General features: G+C 57.5%; 15 protein-coding genes. 8 read left to right on the top strand and 7 right to left on the bottom strand.

The window, feature by feature from the left end:
• Nucleotides 1-107 precede the first annotated feature (107 nt).
• Entirely contained in the window at nt 108-1,031 is a 924-nt protein-coding gene (locus tag AC1DIG_RS24335; RefSeq protein WP_477769350.1) for a LysR family transcriptional regulator, read from the bottom strand.
• A 131-nt stretch (nt 1,032-1,162) separates the two neighbouring features.
• On the opposite strand from AC1DIG_RS24335, the gene AC1DIG_RS24330 reads away from it, so the two are divergent.
• The 7 genes from AC1DIG_RS24330 (at nt 1,163) to queC (ending at nt 6,097) form a co-directional block, all read left to right on the top strand.
• Entirely contained in the window at nt 1,163-1,933 is a 771-nt protein-coding gene (locus AC1DIG_RS24330) for an iron-containing redox enzyme family protein (protein ID WP_477769349.1), read from the top strand.
• Nucleotides 1,933-2,829, top strand: coding sequence for a DMT family transporter (locus AC1DIG_RS24325; RefSeq protein WP_477769348.1), 897 nt, complete (start codon nt 1,933-1,935; stop codon nt 2,827-2,829). Before AC1DIG_RS24330 ends, AC1DIG_RS24325 begins: the two co-directional genes overlap by 1 nt.
• Nucleotides 2,830-2,848: 19 nt before the next feature.
• The gene (locus tag AC1DIG_RS24320; protein WP_477769347.1) at nt 2,849-3,160 is read left to right on the top strand and encodes a (2Fe-2S) ferredoxin domain-containing protein; all 312 of its coding nucleotides are present in this window, start codon (nt 2,849-2,851) and stop codon (nt 3,158-3,160) included.
• A 28-nt stretch (nt 3,161-3,188) separates the two neighbouring features.
• On the top strand, nt 3,189-3,467 hold the full coding sequence (locus tag AC1DIG_RS24315; RefSeq protein WP_477769346.1) for a DUF6953 family protein: 279 nt from the start codon (nt 3,189-3,191) through the stop codon (nt 3,465-3,467).
• Between the two features lie 228 nt (nt 3,468-3,695).
• The gene (locus AC1DIG_RS24310) at nt 3,696-5,051 is read left to right on the top strand and encodes an S-type pyocin domain-containing protein (RefSeq protein WP_477769345.1); all 1,356 of its coding nucleotides are present in this window, start codon (nt 3,696-3,698) and stop codon (nt 5,049-5,051) included.
• Nucleotides 5,048-5,299 carry a bacteriocin immunity protein gene (locus tag AC1DIG_RS24305; RefSeq protein WP_477769344.1) on the top strand — a complete coding sequence of 84 codons (252 nt, stop codon included), beginning with the start codon at nt 5,048-5,050 and terminating at the stop codon, nt 5,297-5,299. Before AC1DIG_RS24310 ends, AC1DIG_RS24305 begins: the two co-directional genes overlap by 4 nt.
• A gap of 102 nt (nt 5,300-5,401) precedes the next feature.
• A complete protein-coding gene (queC, locus tag AC1DIG_RS24300) occupies nt 5,402-6,097 on the top strand; it encodes a 7-cyano-7-deazaguanine synthase QueC (RefSeq protein ID WP_477769343.1) in 696 nt (231 codons plus the stop codon).
• A gap of 512 nt (nt 6,098-6,609) precedes the next feature.
• On the opposite strand, the gene AC1DIG_RS24295 is transcribed toward queC, so the two are convergent.
• Together AC1DIG_RS24295 and AC1DIG_RS24290 are read right to left on the bottom strand one after the other, a co-directional pair.
• Nucleotides 6,610-7,053 carry a DUF2846 domain-containing protein gene (locus AC1DIG_RS24295; RefSeq protein WP_477769342.1) on the bottom strand — a complete coding sequence of 148 codons (444 nt, stop codon included), beginning with the start codon at nt 7,051-7,053 and terminating at the stop codon, nt 6,610-6,612.
• 117 nt (nt 7,054-7,170) lie between these two features.
• On the bottom strand, nt 7,171-8,064 hold the full coding sequence (locus AC1DIG_RS24290; protein ID WP_477769341.1) for a LysR family transcriptional regulator: 894 nt from the start codon (nt 8,062-8,064) through the stop codon (nt 7,171-7,173).
• Nucleotides 8,065-8,216: 152 nt separating this feature from the next.
• On the opposite strand from AC1DIG_RS24290, the gene AC1DIG_RS24285 reads away from it, so the two are divergent.
• Nucleotides 8,217-9,461 (top strand): MFS transporter, encoded by a 1,245-nt coding sequence (locus AC1DIG_RS24285; protein ID WP_477769404.1) that lies wholly within the window; start codon nt 8,217-8,219, stop codon nt 9,459-9,461.
• Between the two features lie 11 nt (nt 9,462-9,472).
• Here the strand turns inward: AC1DIG_RS24285 and AC1DIG_RS24280 are convergent, their stop codons facing one another.
• The 4 genes from AC1DIG_RS24280 to gltB all read right to left on the bottom strand — a co-directional run bounded on the left by AC1DIG_RS24280 (nt 9,473) and on the right by gltB (nt 17,609).
• Nucleotides 9,473-9,991 carry a cytochrome b gene (locus AC1DIG_RS24280; RefSeq protein ID WP_477769340.1) on the bottom strand — a complete coding sequence of 173 codons (519 nt, stop codon included), beginning with the start codon at nt 9,989-9,991 and terminating at the stop codon, nt 9,473-9,475.
• A 365-nt stretch (nt 9,992-10,356) separates the two neighbouring features.
• A complete protein-coding gene (gene hemE / locus AC1DIG_RS24275; protein WP_123423929.1) occupies nt 10,357-11,424 on the bottom strand; it encodes a uroporphyrinogen decarboxylase in 1,068 nt (355 codons plus the stop codon).
• 287 nt (nt 11,425-11,711) lie between these two features.
• The gene (locus AC1DIG_RS24270) at nt 11,712-13,130 is read right to left on the bottom strand and encodes an FAD-dependent oxidoreductase (protein WP_477769339.1); all 1,419 of its coding nucleotides are present in this window, start codon (nt 13,128-13,130) and stop codon (nt 11,712-11,714) included.
• A 33-nt stretch (nt 13,131-13,163) separates the two neighbouring features.
• Nucleotides 13,164-17,609 (bottom strand): glutamate synthase large subunit, encoded by a 4,446-nt coding sequence (gene gltB, locus AC1DIG_RS24265; RefSeq protein ID WP_477769338.1) that lies wholly within the window; start codon nt 17,607-17,609, stop codon nt 13,164-13,166.
• Nucleotides 17,610-17,717: the final 108 nt, after the last annotated feature.

The raw sequence follows: 17,717 nt of genomic DNA, 5'->3' as shown, positions 1-17,717 counted from the left end.
TAAAACTTCAAGGTCAAGAAACCCCCGATACCAAGACCTATAAATGTCACGCCGAGGCGAACATGGACGGGACTGCGTTGAGGGGGATATGACGAAGGCTCAGTCATTCAAGACGCGGGTTTTGCAGGAGGCTGCGTCGTATCGATGCCCCCTTCCAACGCCGTTGGGCCCGCGAACTCTGTCTGCAGTAGTGCCAAAAACGCTTCCCGAGCTGGGTGTCGACCTGCGTTTTCATGCCAGTAAAACAGGTTGTCGATACTCGTCAGGTCCGGGAATTCATATCCTTGCCAACCCGCACTGTGACGGTATTGCTCATAGATCCCGCGAGGAACCAGCGAAACGCCGGCACCGGCACTGACACAGCCAACGATGGTGCCATAGCTTGCAATGCTGACGATCGGCAACACCTGATCATGGCGCAACAGCCACTGCTCCAGTGCCAACCGGTACGGACAGCCCGGGGGCCACATGAAAATTTCCTTACCTTGCAAATCCGCCGCCTTGCGTAAAGGCCCATGGGACGCGGATGCGATGAGAACCAAATCTTCACGGTAGATCACTGCACGCTTGAGACCGGGACGTTCAATGTTCACCGCCACGATCACCCCATCAAGCCGGTGATGCTGAGTATCGTCCAGCAGTTGAGCCCAGGTGCCGGTGCTCAACTCCAGCGACACCTGCGGGTACAGCGCATGGTACTTGGCCAATAACCGGGGCAATCGTCCCGTAGCACTCGACTCGATGGCACCAATGCGCAGGGGACCGCCAGGCGTATTGGTGGGCGCTACCGCGCGCCGGGCTTCATCAGCCAAACCCAGGATTTTCGTCGCGTACTCGAGAAATACCTCCCCGGCAGGAGTGATCCGCAACCCTCGACCGTCGCGGAAAAACAGCGCTGTGCCGAGCTCACGCTCCAGGGACTTGAGACGTGCGGTGATATTGGACGGCACGCAGTGCAGCAACTCGGCGGCGCGCGCGATGCTGCCGACGTCGTGAACCGTCTTGAACATGCGCAGTTGGGACAATTCCATAGCTCACCCAGAGTGAATGCATTGATCAGTTTAAGTCACTTGTTGTGAGGCCGCGTGTTTTTGATACTTCAACCGGCGCACATTGCAGGGACGCTATCGCGCCTTCATTTCCCCGATGAACAGGAGTTCTTATGGAGTTATCTCAGCGCAAAATCCAGTGCCTCGCCGAAAGTGCGTTCACCCATAAAGCCTTGAATAACACGTTCTACCAACGATGGATGGGAGGCACACTCCCCCTCGCCGACGTTGAGGTGTTTGCTCGAAACTACCTGGCCCGTACGACGCAGACTTCTCGCATGGTTGCCCTGTCGTTTGTGGGCACGGACGACTTGTACGCCCAGGTCGAAATCGTCAAAAACCTGTACTCCGAGATGGGTTACGGTAACCCGGAAAAGGCCCACCTCGCCCTGCTGGAAAATTATCTGATCGACCTTCTCAGCCGTCTTGCTGATCGGCCATACAGCATGGACGAACTCATGGCTTTGCCTGTGCTGGAAAGTACCCGCGCGTTTAGTCGCGAACAATTGAGTCTTTACACCGACGGTGGCCACAACAACAATCCGCGCCATGTGCTCGGCACATTGTTGGCTCAGGAGTGGCTGGCCTATTCGATGCTCACCCGCTTGTACGAAGGAGCGCGCAACTATAAGCACCTGTATGCCAATAACGACGACTTTCATGAACACTGCGAGTATTTCTACATCCACATCGGGGATGCGGAAAAAGAACACAAAATCCAGGCCGTGAAAGCCGCCACCCATGAATGCACCACCGACCAGCACATAGAGGAAGTCCGCGCTTCGTTCAACCGCTTCCTGGACATCACTGAGCAATACTGGAACGGAATAGCTCACGCCATGCCCAGCGCGCAAAGTCGAGTTGCGCCCAAGATGACGATTTGATGAATACAAGGCCTAGCGTAAAAGTCGCTTTGGCGGCGATCTTTGTCATTCTTTGCTGGGCCTATTCCCCCATTGGAATCCACATCGGACTAAAGGCTTACGAGCCCGGTCATCTCGCACTGCTGCGATTCCTCATCGCCTCAACGTTCATGGCCGGGGTCGCATCGGTGATGCGTATTTCCCTGCCTCGCCTTAAAGACCTGCCGCTGCTGGCAGTTCTGGGTTTTTTTGCTGTCAGCCTGCATCACATAGCCCTCAACTACGGACAACGAGGTGTTAGCGCTGGGGCCGCCAGCGTACTGGCACAATCCACGCCGCTGTTCAGCACGTTATTGGCGCATTTCGCGTTCAAGGATCGGGTCAACGGCTGGCAATGGATCTGTGTACTGTGCGGCCTACTCGGCGCCGCTGTGGTAGTCACTGGGGACCGTGGTTTTGGTGAGCTTGACGCGCATGGGCTGCTGATCCTGCTGGCGGCGCTTTCATGGAGTCTGTATTTCGCCTTGCAGAAACACCATTCACATCGTTACGACGGGCTGACGATGGTGTGTTACACCATCTGGTCGGGCACGGTACTGCTGCTTGTATACGTCCCAGGGTTGTGGGGCGAAGCGCAAAATGCCTCAACTTCGGTCAACCTGGCGGTGCTCGTTTTGGGCATTTTCCCCAGCGCCCTTGCGTACCTCGCCTGGGCATACGTACTGGCGCACAGCAATGTGAGCCGCGCTTCCATTTCGCTTTACCTGATACCGCCCACAGCCATGTTGATGGCCTCACTGGTTCTGAGTGAACGCCCTTCGGCCATGGTCATCGTCGGAACGGTCATTGTGCTGATGAGCGTACTTGCCCTCAATCTGGAACCATCGAAAGTCGCGGTTCCTGCCGACAACGTTTGAACAGCGGTCGTGACCACCTATGAATGACACACAAAATCCGATCTTGGCCTACGAACACCATGTACTGATTTGCACCAACTTGCGCCCTGATGGTCACCGTAGTTGCTCGGGCTCAGGCGCTCATGAACTGCTCAGTGCAGCAAAACGCAAGCTCGCCAAAATGGGTGAGCCAGGAGCATCGCGCGCCAACGCATCGGGCTGCCTGGGCCGCTGCGACCACGGTCCGGTCATGGTGATTTACCCAGCTAACCTGTGGTTCTCGTGCAAGACGCCGCAACAGGTTGAACGCATTCTCGATCAACACCTCTTCCGTCCCGATCAGCAATTGTGACCCAAGGGCCCTAGCAGGAATCCGCGTCATGACTTGGACAGATGAGGACATGCGCATCGCACAATGGATGCTGGCCGAATACCGTAAACAAGACTATCTGCCGCAAGCTGTCGCCGCACGGGAGATCCGTCTGATGTTCGGCGAAGCTCATGTGTACCAAAATCGCCACGGCAACTGGGCCGTGAACAAGCCGATTCTCGAAGCGTTTAAAGCACTGACTGCTGAGTACGTGGTATGGAGCCGAAGCTTTCAACTATGGAGGCCAAGAACCGCACAAGATCCGACCGACATACGCGTGAGCCGCTGACAAGCTATCCCGACAAGCGCCACATCAAGATCAAAAGATCGCAGTCTGCGACAGTTCCTACAAAAGTCGGTGTAGGAGCTGTCGCAGGCTGCGATCTTTTCATTTCCCCCTGCAAAGAAATGACACAAACGGAAAACGGAGCACTGCATTTCGGAAACGTCCCACAGCCACAGCTTGAGCGTCCCGGTAGGGTCAATGTCCCGCAGCTAAGGACGAACAAGGACACCCATGGCTCGCAACAAGGACATTCCCCAAGTCTGGAAACATGGCACTGGTGGTGGAGGTAGTGGAAACGGAGTCCGCTACCTGCGAGACATGACCCAGTCCGAGATCGCTGAGCGTGACGCCAGGCAAAAGTCTTACGACGACATGCTTGCCAGGCAACAGACCTCTGAGAACAGTCTCGCCAGACAATCCGAAAAGCACAAACGACCCAATACCAAAGGCTGTGTATTCGCCAAAAGCTGCAACCTCCCGGACGGCGTCATCAACCACAACAACCCGTCGGGGTTTGTCCCCCTCGAGAAACTGGCTAACTACGGCGTGTGGGCGGTGCTTGGCACCGGCGCAGCGATCACCGCCGAAGGGATGCCCCTGAAACTGGTCGGTGGTTCGGCAACCGGTGGCGCCATTGCCCAACGACTCGGTGGCTCTCTCGCACTCACCCTACTGACAGACTCAGCAGTTGTAGCAGCAGGCGCGGCGGTTGGCACCGTTGCGCTACTGATGCCGAACACCAGCCTTTCGCCCGACAGCGCCTTCTACAAAAACGAACAGTACGCAACGCTGGATACCGGGCGAACCCGTGTCCGCGTCAACGTGAAGACATTGCCGGATGGTTCCGTCAGCGCTTACGGCTTCTACACCGGCGGGAAGAAAGACTGGGAGTTTGTCCCGGTCATCAAAGCTATTCAGGACGGCGAAAAGTTTGTTGCCGACATTGGCAACGGGATCGGCCTGACCTGGACCCCAGCGGCGAATCCCGATGATGTACCCGGCATTCCCGCACTGGAAGGCGCCCCGCAAATACCGACGGTGTGGGTGTATCCGCCCAACGAGCAATCCGACAAAGTATTGGTGAACCCGCAGCATCCGCCTGAGTATCAGGATGCAATTATCTGGTTTCCTGCGGATGCGGGGCTTGCGCCGATTTATATCGTGCTCAATGCCCGGTATGAGCCCGGAGGCGTTACGGGGGTGGGTGAGGATGTGTCGGGGATTTGGCTTGCTGGGGCTGGCACTGGATTAGGTGCGCCCATTCCAACGCGGATTGCTGATCAGTTAAGGGGGAAGAGTTTCAGCAGCTTTGACGCTTTCAGAGCCGCGTTTTGGACTGCCATAGGGAATGATCCCGAGCTACGTAGTCAGTTCAAAGCCAGCAACCAAAGCTTCTTGCTAAGCGGTAACTCACCGTTTGCGCCACGGACCGAACGTAACGGAGGAAACGGAAGAAACGCCCGCTACGAATTGCATCACATTGAGCATATCCAGCATGGCGTCGCTGTTTTCGATGTTGATAACCTTTCTGTAATTACGCCCAAACGACACGTTGAAATCCACAAGGAAGATCGGCAAAAACCATGAAAAACAAATTCAGTGACTACACGGAACGCGAATTCGTGGCTTTGCTTCAGAGCATCATCAGCCACGATGGAACGGAGAAGGAAGTGGATGCGCTCGTGTTCCATTTTGAAAAATTGAGTGAGCACCCAGCTGGATCAGACCTGATTTTCTATCCCGAAGACGGTGCTGATGAATCAGCTGAAGGGATAACACAGACGGTGAAAAAATGGCGTGCTGCTCAAGGTCTGCCGGGGTTCAAAAACGCGTGACCCAAGAGGGCAACGAATGTGGGAGTAAGGTGGAGGCGGTGGATGGACCTCGGCCTTTTGTTTCAAACGTTGCGTTTATTATATTAATCAAGGAACGAAAATATGAACGACAAAGCAGTTATCGTTTTTAGCGGTGGGCAAGACTCAACAACCTGCCTGATCCATGCACTAACTATTTACGATGAAATACACTGCATTACGTTTGATTATGGCCAGCGCCATCATGCGGAAATTGAAGTAGCGCAACGGCTCTCAAAAAAGCTTGGCGTGACGGTGCACAAAGTGCTGGACGTTTCATTGCTGAATGAACTGGCCATCAGCAGCTTAACCCGGGACAACATTCCAGTCCCAAGTACAGACAGTTCCGGGGACGGCCTGCCAAGCACGTTCGTACCCGGCAGGAATATTCTGTTTTTAACCTTGGCGTCTATTTATGCGTATCAAGTGGGCGCTCAAACTGTAATTACAGGTGTTTGTGAAACTGATTTTTCTGGCTACCCAGATTGTCGAGATGAGTTTGTCAAGGCTTTGAATAACGCCATCGAATTGGGCATGGACTATAAGTTGCACATTGAAACGCCGCTTATGTGGTTAAACAAGGCGGAAACCTGGGCCCTTGCCGACCACCACAACCAACTGGACTTGATTCGTCACCACACACTGTCTTGCTATAACGGAATACAAGGAAGTGGCTGCGCCGACTGTGACGCCTGTAATCTTCGTGCAAAAGGATTGAATGAGTTCCTGAAGAATAAAACAGGGATCATGAACAGCCTAAAAGACAAGCTAGAGCTATAAAAGACAACGTACTGCGGGAAAAATGGGTTATCAACAGCGAACCCTCTGCTCCTGTTTTATACAGTTTGAGTTCCAGCCAGAAGCTGGCGCGGGTGTTGGTGACATCATTGCGCGATGGCTGCGATTGCTGGATGTCGTCGGGCAACGATTACAGGCGCAGATTTCGACGTAAAAAAAACAGGCGATCCCAGTGGGATCGCCTGTTTTTTATACGACAAAGGGCGCCTTTCGGCGCCCTTTCACAAACAGGTCGGCTTGTCATCGCCCTGTACCTGCCTGGCTCTGCGATTGCTGGTTGCCCAGGATCCTCAGAGTCTCACAAACCCCTTTCGGGAACGTGGGCAGTATTGCCCGGAATCAGGTAAGCGGCAACCGCCGGCAAATCGCCAACTGCACCAGACTCACAACCATCAGAGCCCAAGAGCGCTGCGTACGGCCGTTTTGATTGCCCTCAACTCCTCGTCTGAAAGTTGTGAGATTTCGTAAACACTTTTCCCGGAGCGACAGCTACCTTACTGAGCTTGAATCAACTTGCTTTCGCTGACACCGGCACGACCGGTTTTGTCGTCGACAACTTGCAGGTTGTTGCGGGCCTTGATGAAGCCTACTTTCACTTCCTGCCAGACAAAATAGTTCTTGCCCGGTTCCGCCGTGAGTTTCAATTCGGAATCGTTTTCTGCCGAAGAAACCAACGTCTGCTGACCCGCCGGGACAGTGAGCATCAGGTAAGACTTGGCGACGGTCTGCCCTACTGGCTTGCCGTTGAGCGCGACGGGCATTTTCACGCCGGCACCCATGCTTTCGTTGCGATAAACGTAGATGTTGGCTTTATCGGGGCTGACCTGAAACGTCTTGGCTTGAGCGTCCTGGTTCTCGTCAGCCATTTTTACCGAAGCACAGCCAGCGGTAAGAGCGGTCATTGTCAGCAAAGCGGCAAAGGTGAACTGCTTGAACATCGTGTATCTCCATTTTTTAATGAGCCCAACAAACCGTTATCGGCAGCACTTGATAAAAGGCAATAGGCCATCATCAAAAAACGGAAGTCACTGCATCAGCACTTATGCCCTCTCCCGCTAAGGTGCAGTCTTACGCGTCAGCAACTCGACAAACGCCTTAGCCATCGGCGACTTCTGGTCCTTGCGCTGCACCAGCCACACCGCCGACATCGCCAGCGGGTCGAGCAAGGGCCGATAGACCACGCCGTCGATGCGCATTCGCTGATAAGACGCTGGCAACACCGACACCCCGAGCCCTGCCGCCACTAGGCCGATGATGGTCATGGCCTCGCCGGCTTCCTGGGTGAAGTGCGGGCTGAACCCGGCGTCGCGTGCCAGGCTCAGCAGTTGTGCGTATAGACCGCTGCCATAGCTGCGTGGGAAGAACACGAAAGGCTCGTGGGCCAACGCCGACAGAAACAGCCCTTCCTCGCTGCCGACCACCAGCGGGTCCTTGGAGCTGAGCACCGCCACCAACGGCTCACGCGTCAGCTCGACCACCTCCAACGAATCCGGCAGCGGCAAGGGTCGCATGATTCCGACCTGAATCGACTCATCCACCAGCGCCTCGGCGACCTGGGTGCTGCTCATCTCCCGCAGGTTCAGATGCACGGCCGGGAAGCGCTGGCGAAACGAGAAGATCGCCTGTGGGATCGTCGAGTTGAACGGCGCCGATGAGGTGAAGCCGATCTTCAGTTCCCCCAGCTCACCGAGTTGGGCGCGACGGGCGACGTCGGCGGCCTTGTCGACCTGGGCCAGCACCAGCCGAGCCTCTTCTAGGAACAATCGACCGGCCTCACTGAGCTCGACCCGACGATTGGTACGCTCGAATAGACGTGCGCCGACTTCCTGTTCCAGCACCTGAATCTGCTGGCTCAGGGGCGGTTGGGAGATGCCCAGCACCTGTGCGGCGCGGCCGAAGTGCAGTTCTTCGGCAACGGCGATGAAGTAGCGCAGATGGCGTAATTCCATGAAAACTCCATTAGGTCGTTAAACCTATCAAACAGGTCGAACAATATATTGGATAGAAACATTAGCCAGCTATATGATTTTTCCATTGCCTGCCTGGCCGTGCTCTCCCGAGGTCCCCCGTGAAATCTGCTGTCGCCCCGCTCGCCCATGAATTGCCGCCTACCGCGCTGGACAATGTGGTCGCCCAACGCAATGACGTGTACATCGAAAAAGGCACGCCGATGTTCATGCGTACGGTGCTGGCGCTGTTCTCCGGCGGTTTCGCGACCTTCGCCCTGCTCTACTGCGTGCAGCCGATGATGCCGCTGTTCTCCCGTGAGTTTTCGATCAACGCGGCGCAGAGCAGCCTGATCCTGTCGGTGGCCACCGGGATGCTCGCCATTGGCTTGCTGATCACCGGCCCGGTTTCCGACCGCATCGGCCGGAAACCGGTGATGGTTGCGGCGCTGTTCGCGGCAGCGTTGTGCACCATGGCCAGTGCGATGATGCCGAGCTGGCAGGGTGTGCTGGTGATGCGTGCACTGGTCGGGCTGTCCCTCAGCGGGCTGGCAGCGGTGGCCATGACTTACCTGAGCGAAGAGATTCATCCACAACACATCGGCCTGGCGATGGGGCTGTACATCGGCGGCAACGCGATTGGCGGGATGTGCGGCCGGCTGATCGTCGGCGTGTTGATTGACTTCGTTAACTGGCACACCGCGATGCTGATCATCGGTGGACTGGCGCTGATTGCCGCGACAGTGTTCTGGAAAATCCTCCCCGAGTCGCGCAACTTCCGCTCCCGCTCGATGCACCCGCGCAGCTTGCTCGACGGCTTCACCATGCACTTTCGCGACGCCGGGCTGCCGTGGTTGTTCCTCGAAGCCTTCGTGCTGATGGGCGCGTTCGTCACGTTGTTCAACTACATCGGCTATCGCCTGCTGGCCGAGCCGTATCACATGGATCAGGCCTTCGTTGGCTTGCTCTCGGTGGTTTACCTGTCGGGCATCTACAGCTCGGCGAAAATCGGCGCATTGGCCGACAAGCTTGGCCGGCGCAAAGTCCTGTGGGCAACCATCGTGCTGATGCTCGCAGGCCTTGCGCTGACCCTGTTCACGCCGTTGCCGCTGGTGATCATCGGCATGTTGATCTTCACCTTCGGCTTCTTCGCCGCGCACTCCGTGGCCAGCAGCTGGATCGGCCGCCGCGCGACCAAAGCCAAGGGCCAGGCCTCGTCGCTTTATCTGTTCAGCTACTACGCCGGGTCAAGTATCGCCGGCACGGCGGGCGGGGTGTTCTGGCACCTGGGCGGCTGGAACGGCATAGGCCTGTTCATCGGCGGGTTGCTGGTGATTGCGCTGCTGGTGGCGTTGAAACTGGCCCGATTGCCGTTGCTGCCAAACAATCAACCGGCTTGAAGCTTCGGGATTCAGCGTCGAAAAGACATGAGTTTCAGCACTCGACGCCCCGATGCTTCGTGCTTGATAACCGCCGCGACATGCAACGCAACCAGAAGTGCGAGCAGTAAACACGCAACGATATGTATCTTAAAAAACAGCACAATCAAATAAGCATTCGTCAGCGGCTGTGGAATCAACAAAATATCAAACACATTGATTGCCCGGTCCATCATCAGAAACCCCGTCACCATGACAACACCTGTCACCAGATAAATCAGTCGATGCATGAACAATACAAACAACTCGACGGGCGAATATCGCTGTGTATCTTCATGACGACTATGGCGCCAATGAAGAAATACCCGCAGAGCGAAAAACGGTAAAAATACCGTCGTCAGCGACACATTGACAAACGCCACCCACTCTTTGACTGTCAATGAAACATCAAACAGAGAAACATAGAAACCGCTACCCAACGCCCAAACAATTATAACCGCAGATAGCCAATGTAAAGCCTTCTGCCAAGCAGAATATGATGAGTTCCTCATTTCAATTTAACTGCCCTGCGAGGATCAGGGCTCATGGCGCAAAGGTGCCAGTTACTTGCTGATGGCCTAACCCTATTTTCAATCATATTATTAGCTCCAGAGTACCCATAAATTAAAGTCAGCCCCGACACTTGATAAGTCAAATGGCCGAGAAGGCACTCTACAGAGTCGAACAAGCACTCGATGCAGGAAGATTCCCCCGCCGAGGAGGGAAATCTCAGCAGAAAGACTAATCAGACATTACAAGCAATACGAACTTGCAAAAGATGGAATAACTTCTTACACAACTCTGTAAGAACAAAATGAATAAAAAAGCCCGCCTGACGTAGAGGCCAGACGGGCTTTGGCAGCTATCCAGAAAAGGATTACTGGTGGTATTGCGCGGACAGCTCATGCACTGCGCGCAGGAAAGCGCCAGCGTGCTCCGGGTCGACTTCCGGGGTGATGCCATGGCCGAGGTTGAACACGTGACCGCTGCCTTTGCCGTAGCTGGCGAGGATGCGGCCGACTTCAGCGCGAATGGCCTCAGGTTTGGCATAGAGCACGGTCGGGTCCATGTTGCCTTGCAGCGCAACTTTGCTGCCGACGCGCTGGCGGGCTTCGCCGATGTCGCAGGTCCAGTCCAGACCCAGGGCATCTGCACCGGCGTCGGCGATGCTTTCCAGCCACAGGCCGCCGTTTTTGGTGAACAGGATGACCGGCACTTTGCGGCCCTCGTGTTCACGGATCAGGCCGCTGACGATTTTGCGCATGTAGGCCAGGGAGAACTCCTGGTACGCCGCTGCCGAGAGGTTGCCGCCCCAGGTGTCGAAGATCTGCACCGCTTGCGCGCCGGCCATGATCTGGCCGTTGAGGTAGGAGGTGACCGACTGCGCGAGTTTATCCAGCAGCAGGTGCATGGCTTGCGGGTTGTCGTAGAGCATGGCCTTGGTCTTGCGGAAGTCTTTCGACGAGCCGCCTTCGACCATGTAGGTGGCCAGGGTCCATGGGCTACCGGAGAAGCCGATCAGCGGCACGCGGCCGTTCAGTTCGCGGCGAATGGTGCTGACCGCGTCCATGACGTAGCCGAGGTCTTTGTGTGGATCAGGAATCGGCAAGGCTTCGACGTCGGCCAGGGTGCTGACGACTTTCTTGAAGCGCGGACCTTCGCCGGTTTCGAAGTACAGGCCTTGGCCCATGGCATCGGGAATGGTCAGGATGTCGGAGAAGAGGATCGCCGCATCCAGCTGTGGATAACGGTCGAGCGGCTGCATCGTGACTTCGCAAGCGAACTCCGGGTTCATGCACAGGCTCATGAAATCACCGGCCTTGGCACGGCTGGCGCGGTATTCAGGCAGGTAGCGACCGGCCTGACGCATCATCCACACAGGGGTGACGTCTACGGGTTGCTTGAGCAGGGCGCGAAGGAAACGGTCGTTCTTCAGGGCAGTCATGTCGGCATCCGGAAAAAAAGTGCGGGCATTTTCTCAGAGCGCGACACAAAAGGCACGGCAAGCGCCGCACCTTTTGTCTATCGGGTCAATTTGTCGCGGTGGAATGCGGTCTTTTGCAACACCGCGAAACAACTGTGGGAGCGAGCTTGCTCGCGATGAGGGCCTCACATTCAACATCTCTGTCGACTGATCTGCCGCCATCGCGAGCAATCGAGCGTCGACCGGCTGCTCCCACATTTGATCCCATTTCAAATCAAGGGCCTATGTGCCCTCAATTCAAGTTGCGGTCAGACGCCCAGGTAATCCAGGATCCCTTCCGCCGCATTACGGCCTTCGAAGATCGCCGTCACCACCAGGTCAGAACCACGCACCATGTCGCCACCGGCAAAGATTTTCGGGTTGCTGGTCTGGTGCTTGTACTGGCCTTGTTCCGGGGCCACAACGCGGCCCTGGCTGTCGGTCTGGATGCTGAACTGCTCGAACCACGGCGCCGGGCTTGGACGGAAACCGAAGGCGATGACCACGGCGTCGGCCGGGATGATTTCCTCGGAACCCGGAATCGGCTCGGGGCTGCGACGGCCACGGGCGTCCGGCTCGCCGAGACGGGTCTCGACCACCTTCACGCCTTCGACCTTGTCTTCACCGACGATGGCGATTGGCTGACGGTTGTAGAGGAACTTCACGCCTTCTTCCTTGGCGTTCTTCACCTCTTTGCGCGAGCCCGGCATGTTCGCTTCGTCACGGCGATAGGCACAGGTCACCGACTTGGCGCCCTGGCGAATCGAGGTGCGGTTGCAGTCCATCGCCGTGTCGCCGCCACCCAGTACCACGACCTTCTTGCCTTTCATGTCGACGAAATCTTCCGGCGACTTTTCAAAGCCCAGGTTGCGGTTGACGTTGGCAATCAGGAAATCCAGCGCGTCATAGACGCCCGGCAGGTCCTCACCGGCAAAGCCGCCCTTCATGTAGGTGTAGGTGCCCATGCCCATGAACACGGCATCGTATTCTTCGAGCAGTTGCTCGATGCTCACGTCCTTGCCGATTTCAGTGTTCAGGCGGAACTCGATGCCCATGCCGGTGAAGACTTCGCGGCGATTGCTCAGCACGGTCTTTTCCAGCTTGAACTCGGGGATGCCGAAGGTCAGCAGACCGCCGATTTCCGGGTTCTTGTCGAACACCACCGGGGTCACGCCGCCGCGCACCAGCACGTCGGCACAGCCCAGGCCGGCAGGGCCTGCGCCGATCACCGCGACACGCTTGCCGGTTGGCTTGACCTTGGACATGTCCGGGCGCCAGCCCATGGCGAATGCAGTGTCGGTGATGTACTTCTCGACCGAACCGATGGTCACCGCACCAAAGCCGTCGTTAAGGGTGCACGCACCCTCGCACAGACGGTCCTGCGGGCACACGCGGCCGCAGACTTCCGGCAGGGTGTTGGTCTGGTGCGACAGTTCGGCGGCGGCGAGGATGTTGCCCTCGGCCACCAGCTTCAGCCAGTTGGGAATGAAGTTGTGCACCGGGCACTTCCATTCGCAATACGGGTTACCGCAACCCAGGCAGCGGTGGGCCTGGTCGGCCGACTGCTGGGGTTTGAAGGGTTCGTAGATCTCCACAAACTCTTTCTTGCGTTGACGCAACAGTTTCTTCTTCGGATCCTTGCGCCCGACCTCGATGAACTGGAAGTCATTATTCAGACGTTCAGCCATTGTTAAAACCTCATCAAACTCTTCAGGCGCATATCACTGCGGGTTGGCACGGGTGCTGGAAAGCAACGATTTCAAGCTGGCAGCCTTAGGCTTGACCAACCAGAACCGACGCAAGTAGTCATCGAGGTTTTCAGCGAGGTTACGACCCCACTCGCTGTCGGTTTCCTCGACGTATTCGTTCAGCACGCGTTGCAGGTGGCTGCGATAGGCTTCCATCGCCTCACCGCTGATCCGCTGGATTTCAACCAGTTCGTGGTTGACCCGGTCAACGAAGCTGTTGTCCTGGTCGAGCACGTAGGCGAAACCACCGGTCATGCCTGAGCCGAAGTTGTAACCGGTCTTGCCCAGTACGCAGACGAAACCACCGGTCATGTACTCGCAGCAGTGATCGCCAGTGCCTTCCACCACGGTGTGAGCACCGGAGTTACGCACCGCGAAACGCTCGCCCGCAGTACCAGCGGCGAACAGCTTGCCGCCGGTGGCGCCATACAGGCAGGTGTTGCCGATAATGGCGCTGTCCTGAGTCTTGTAGACGCTGCCTTTTGGCGGAACGATGACCAGTTTGCCGCCGGTCATGCCTTTGCCGACATAGTCGTTGGCATCGCCTTCGAGGTACATGTTCAGGCCGCCAGCGTTCCATACACCAAAGCTCTGACCGGCCGTCCCTTTGAAGCGGAAGGTGATCGGCGCGTTGGCCATGCCCTGGTTACCGTGTTTGCGCGCGATTTCACCGGAAATCCGCGCACCGATCGAACGGTCGCAGTTGCAGATATCCAGAGCGAAGTCGGCGCCGCTCAGGTCGTTGATCGCCGAAGTGGCCATCTCGACCATCTTCTCGGCCAGCAGGCCTTTGTCGAACGGCGGGTTGCGGTCGACCTGGCAGAACTGTGGCTTGTCCGCCGGGATGTGATCGCTGCCCAGCAGCGGGGTCAGGTCCAGGTGGTTTTGCTTGGCGGTCTGACCTTCGAGGATTTCCAGCAGATCGGTACGACCGATCAGTTCCTCGAGGGAACGTACGCCTAGCTTCGCCAGCCACTCACGGGTTTCTTCAGCGACGTAGGTGAAGAAATTCACCACCATGTCGACCGTACCGATGTAGTGGTCCTTGCGCAGTTTTTCGTTCTGAGTCGCCACGCCGGTGGCGCAGTTGTTCAGGTGGCAGATGCGCAGGTATTTGCAGCCCAGGGCGATCATTGGCGCGGTGCCGAAACCGAAGCTTTCAGCGCCGAGGATCGCCGCCTTGATCACGTCGAGGCCGGTTTTCAGACCACCGTCGGTCTGTACCCGGACTTTACCGCGCAGGTCATTGCCGCGCAGGGTCTGGTGGGTTTCGGCCAGGCCGAGCTCCCACGGTGCGCCCGCGTATTTGATCGAGGTCAGCGGCGATGCGCCGGTGCCACCGTCGTAACCGGAAATGGTGATCAGGTCGGCATAGGCCTTGGCCACGCCAGCGGCGATGGTGCCAACGCCGGCTTCTGCTACCAGTTTCACCGAGACCAGGGCCTTCGGGTTGACTTGTTTCAGGTCGAAAATCAGTTGCGACAAGTCTTCGATCGAATAGATGTCGTGGTGCGGCGGTGGCGAAATCAGCGTCACGCCCGGCACTGCATAGCGCAGCTTGGCGATCAGGCCGTTGACCTTGCCGCCAGGCAGTTGACCACCTTCGCCGGGCTTGGCGCCCTGCGCGACCTTGATCTGCAGCACTTCAGCGTTGACCAGGTATTCCGGGGTTACACCGAAACGGCCAGTAGCCACTTGCTTGATTTTCGAGCTCTTGATGGTGCCGTAACGCGCCGGGTCTTCGCCGCCTTCGCCGGAGTTGGAACGCGCACCCAGGCGGTTCATGGCTTCGGCCAAGGCTTCGTGAGCTTCCGGCGACAATGCGCCAAGCGAGATGCCGGCGGAGTCGAAGCGCTTGAGCACCGATTCCAGTGGTTCGATCTCGCTGATGTCCAGCGGTGTCCCAAGGGTTTTGACCTTGAACAGGTCGCGAATCATCGACACCGGACGGTTGTCCACCAGCGCCGTGTATTCCTTGAACTTGCTGTAGTCACCCTGCTGCACAGCGGCTTGCAGGGTGTTGACCACGTCCGGGTTGTACGCGTGATATTCGCCACCGTGGACGAACTTCAGCAAACCGCCCTGCTGGATTGGCTTGCGCGGGCTCCAGGCTTCGGCAGCCAAGGCCTTCTGCTCGGCTTCGATGTCGACGAAACGCGCACCTTTGATACGGCTCGGCACACCACGGAAGCTCAGGTCGCAGACTTCCTCGGACAGACCGATCGCTTCGAACAGTTGTGCTCCGCGATAGGAGGTGATGGTCGAGATACCCATCTTCGAGAGGATCTTGAGCAGGCCTTTGGTGATGCCTTTGCGGTAGTTCTTGAACACCTCATAGAGGTCGCCCAGCACTTCACCGGTGCGGATCAGGTCGCCCAGCACTTCGTACGCCAGGAACGGATAAACCGCCGAGGCGCCGAAGCCGATCAGCACCGCGAAGTGATGCGGATCGCGTGCAGTGGCGGTCTCGACCAGGATGTTGCTGTCGCAACGCAGGCCTTTTTCGGTCAGGCGGTGGTGCACCGCGCCAGTGGCCAACGAAGCGTGAACCGGCAGTTTGCCTGGGGCAATGTGACGGTCGCTCAGCACGATCTGGGTACACCCGGAACGCACGGCTTCTTCAGCCTGGTCGGCGATGTTGCGCACTGCGGCTTCAAGGCCCAGTGCCTCGTCGTAGTTGAGGTCGATGACCTGACGTTCGAAGCCAGGGCGATCGAGGTTCATCAGCGAGCGCCACTTGGCCGGGGAAACGACCGGCGAGCTGAGGATCACGCGCGAGGCGTGCTCCGGCGACTCCTGGAAGATGTTGCGCTCGGCACCGAGGCAGACTTCCAGCGACATGACGATGGCTTCACGCAGCGGGTCGATCGGCGGGTTGGTGACCTGCGCGAACTGCTGGCGGAAGTAGTCGTACGGCGTGCGCACACGCTGGGACAGCACGGCCATTGGCGTGTCGTCGCCCATCGAGCCAACGGCTTCGTAGCCTTGTTCGCCAAGCGGACGCAGCACCTGATCACGTTCTTCGAACGTGACCTGATACATCTTCATGTATTGCTTGAGCTGGTCAATGTCATAGAACGCCGAACCGTGGTCGTTGTCTTCCATGGTCGCCTGGATACGCAGGGCGTTCTTGCGCAGCCATTGCTTGTATGGATGACGGGACTTCAAACGGTTGTCGATGGCATCGGTGTCGAGGATCTGACCGGTTTCGGTGTCCACGGCAAAGATCTGACCCGGGCCAACGCGGCCCTTGGCGATCACGTCTTCAGGCTGGTAGTTCCAGACACCGATTTCCGAGGCCAGGGTGATGAAACCGTTTTTGGTGGTGACCCAACGCGCCGGGCGCAGACCGTTACGGTCAAGCAGGCACACCGCGTAACGACCGTCGGTCATTACCACGCCGGCCGGGCCGTCCCACGGTTCCATGTGCATCGAGTTGTATTCGTAGAACGCGCGCAGGTCGGCGTCCATGGTCTCGACGTTCTGCCACGCTGGCGGAATGATCATCCGCACGCCACGGAACAGGTCGATACCGCCGGTGACCATCAGCTCCAGCATGTTGTCCATGCTCGAGGAGTCGGAACCCACGCGGTTGACCAGCGGGCCGAGTTCGTCCAGATCCATCAGATCGTTGGTGAACTTGGTGCGACGCGCCTGGGCCCAGTTACGGTTACCGGTGATGGTGTTGATTTCACCGTTGTGCGCCAGGAAGCGGAACGGTTGAGCCAACGGCCATTTCGGCAGGGTGTTGGTGGAGAAGCGCTGGTGGAACACGCAGATTGCGGTTTGCAGGCGCTGGTCGCTGAGGTCCGGATAGAAGGCGGTCAGGTCCGCCGGCATCATCAGGCCTTTGTAAATGATGGTCTTGTGGGAAAAGCTGCAGACGTAGTGGTCGAGGTCGGCGGCGTTGGCCACGGACGAGCGACGACGGGAAGTGAACAGCTTGACGGCCATGTCCTGATCGCTCAGGCCGGCACCGCCGATAAACACTTGTTCGATCTGCGGCAGGCGTTCGAGCGCCAGACGGCCGAGAACGCTGGTGTCGATCGGCACTTTACGCCAACCCACCAATTGCAGGCCGGCCGCCAGGATCTCGCGATTCATGTTCTCGCGAGCCGCTTCGGCTTTTACCGGGTCCTGGTTGAAAAACACCATGCCCACAGCGTATTGCTTGGGCAATTCAATACCAAACGTTTCCTGGGCGATCGCTCGCAGGAATACGTCGGGCTTTTGCATCAGCAGACCGCAACCGTCGCCGGTTTTGCCGTCAGCGTTGATCCCACCGCGGTGGGTCATGCAGGTCAGGGCCTCAATGGCCGTTTGCAACAGGGTATGACTGGGTTCGCCCTGCATATGGGCTATCAGGCCGAAACCGCAGTTATCCTTGAACTCATCTGGTTGGTACAGACCTGCTTTCATAGACACTTTCTCACCAGGCTGCCTCTTATCGAGACAAATTTCTTTTCAATTCAGCCAGTTACCTTCCACGCCGAACGTACGCCAGCTTTGCGGGGGCAAAAGGGAGGT

The sequence above is a fragment of the Pseudomonas sp. 05N431 genome (assembly GCF_056397005.1).
This window is presented reverse-complemented; position numbering and strand designations above follow the sequence as displayed.

Coding starts and splice junctions, on each gene's coding strand:
- AC1DIG_RS24335 (WP_477769350.1), bottom strand. CDS start 1,031: ATGGAATTGTCCCAACTGCGCATGTTCAAGACGGTTCACGACGTCGGC.
- AC1DIG_RS24330 (WP_477769349.1), top strand. CDS start 1,163: ATGGAGTTATCTCAGCGCAAAATCCAGTGCCTCGCCGAAAGTGCGTTC.
- AC1DIG_RS24325 (WP_477769348.1), top strand. CDS start 1,933: ATGAATACAAGGCCTAGCGTAAAAGTCGCTTTGGCGGCGATCTTTGTC.
- AC1DIG_RS24320 (WP_477769347.1), top strand. CDS start 2,849: ATGAATGACACACAAAATCCGATCTTGGCCTACGAACACCATGTACTG.
- AC1DIG_RS24315 (WP_477769346.1), top strand. CDS start 3,189: ATGACTTGGACAGATGAGGACATGCGCATCGCACAATGGATGCTGGCC.
- AC1DIG_RS24310 (WP_477769345.1), top strand. CDS start 3,696: ATGGCTCGCAACAAGGACATTCCCCAAGTCTGGAAACATGGCACTGGT.
- AC1DIG_RS24305 (WP_477769344.1), top strand. CDS start 5,048: ATGAAAAACAAATTCAGTGACTACACGGAACGCGAATTCGTGGCTTTG.
- queC (WP_477769343.1), top strand. CDS start 5,402: ATGAACGACAAAGCAGTTATCGTTTTTAGCGGTGGGCAAGACTCAACA.
- AC1DIG_RS24295 (WP_477769342.1), bottom strand. CDS start 7,053: ATGTTCAAGCAGTTCACCTTTGCCGCTTTGCTGACAATGACCGCTCTT.
- AC1DIG_RS24290 (WP_477769341.1), bottom strand. CDS start 8,064: ATGGAATTACGCCATCTGCGCTACTTCATCGCCGTTGCCGAAGAACTG.
- AC1DIG_RS24280 (WP_477769340.1), bottom strand. CDS start 9,991: ATGAGGAACTCATCATATTCTGCTTGGCAGAAGGCTTTACATTGGCTA.
- hemE (WP_123423929.1), bottom strand. CDS start 11,424: ATGACTGCCCTGAAGAACGACCGTTTCCTTCGCGCCCTGCTCAAGCAA.
- AC1DIG_RS24270 (WP_477769339.1), bottom strand. CDS start 13,130: ATGGCTGAACGTCTGAATAATGACTTCCAGTTCATCGAGGTCGGGCGC.
- gltB (WP_477769338.1), bottom strand. CDS start 17,609: ATGAAAGCAGGTCTGTACCAACCAGATGAGTTCAAGGATAACTGCGGT.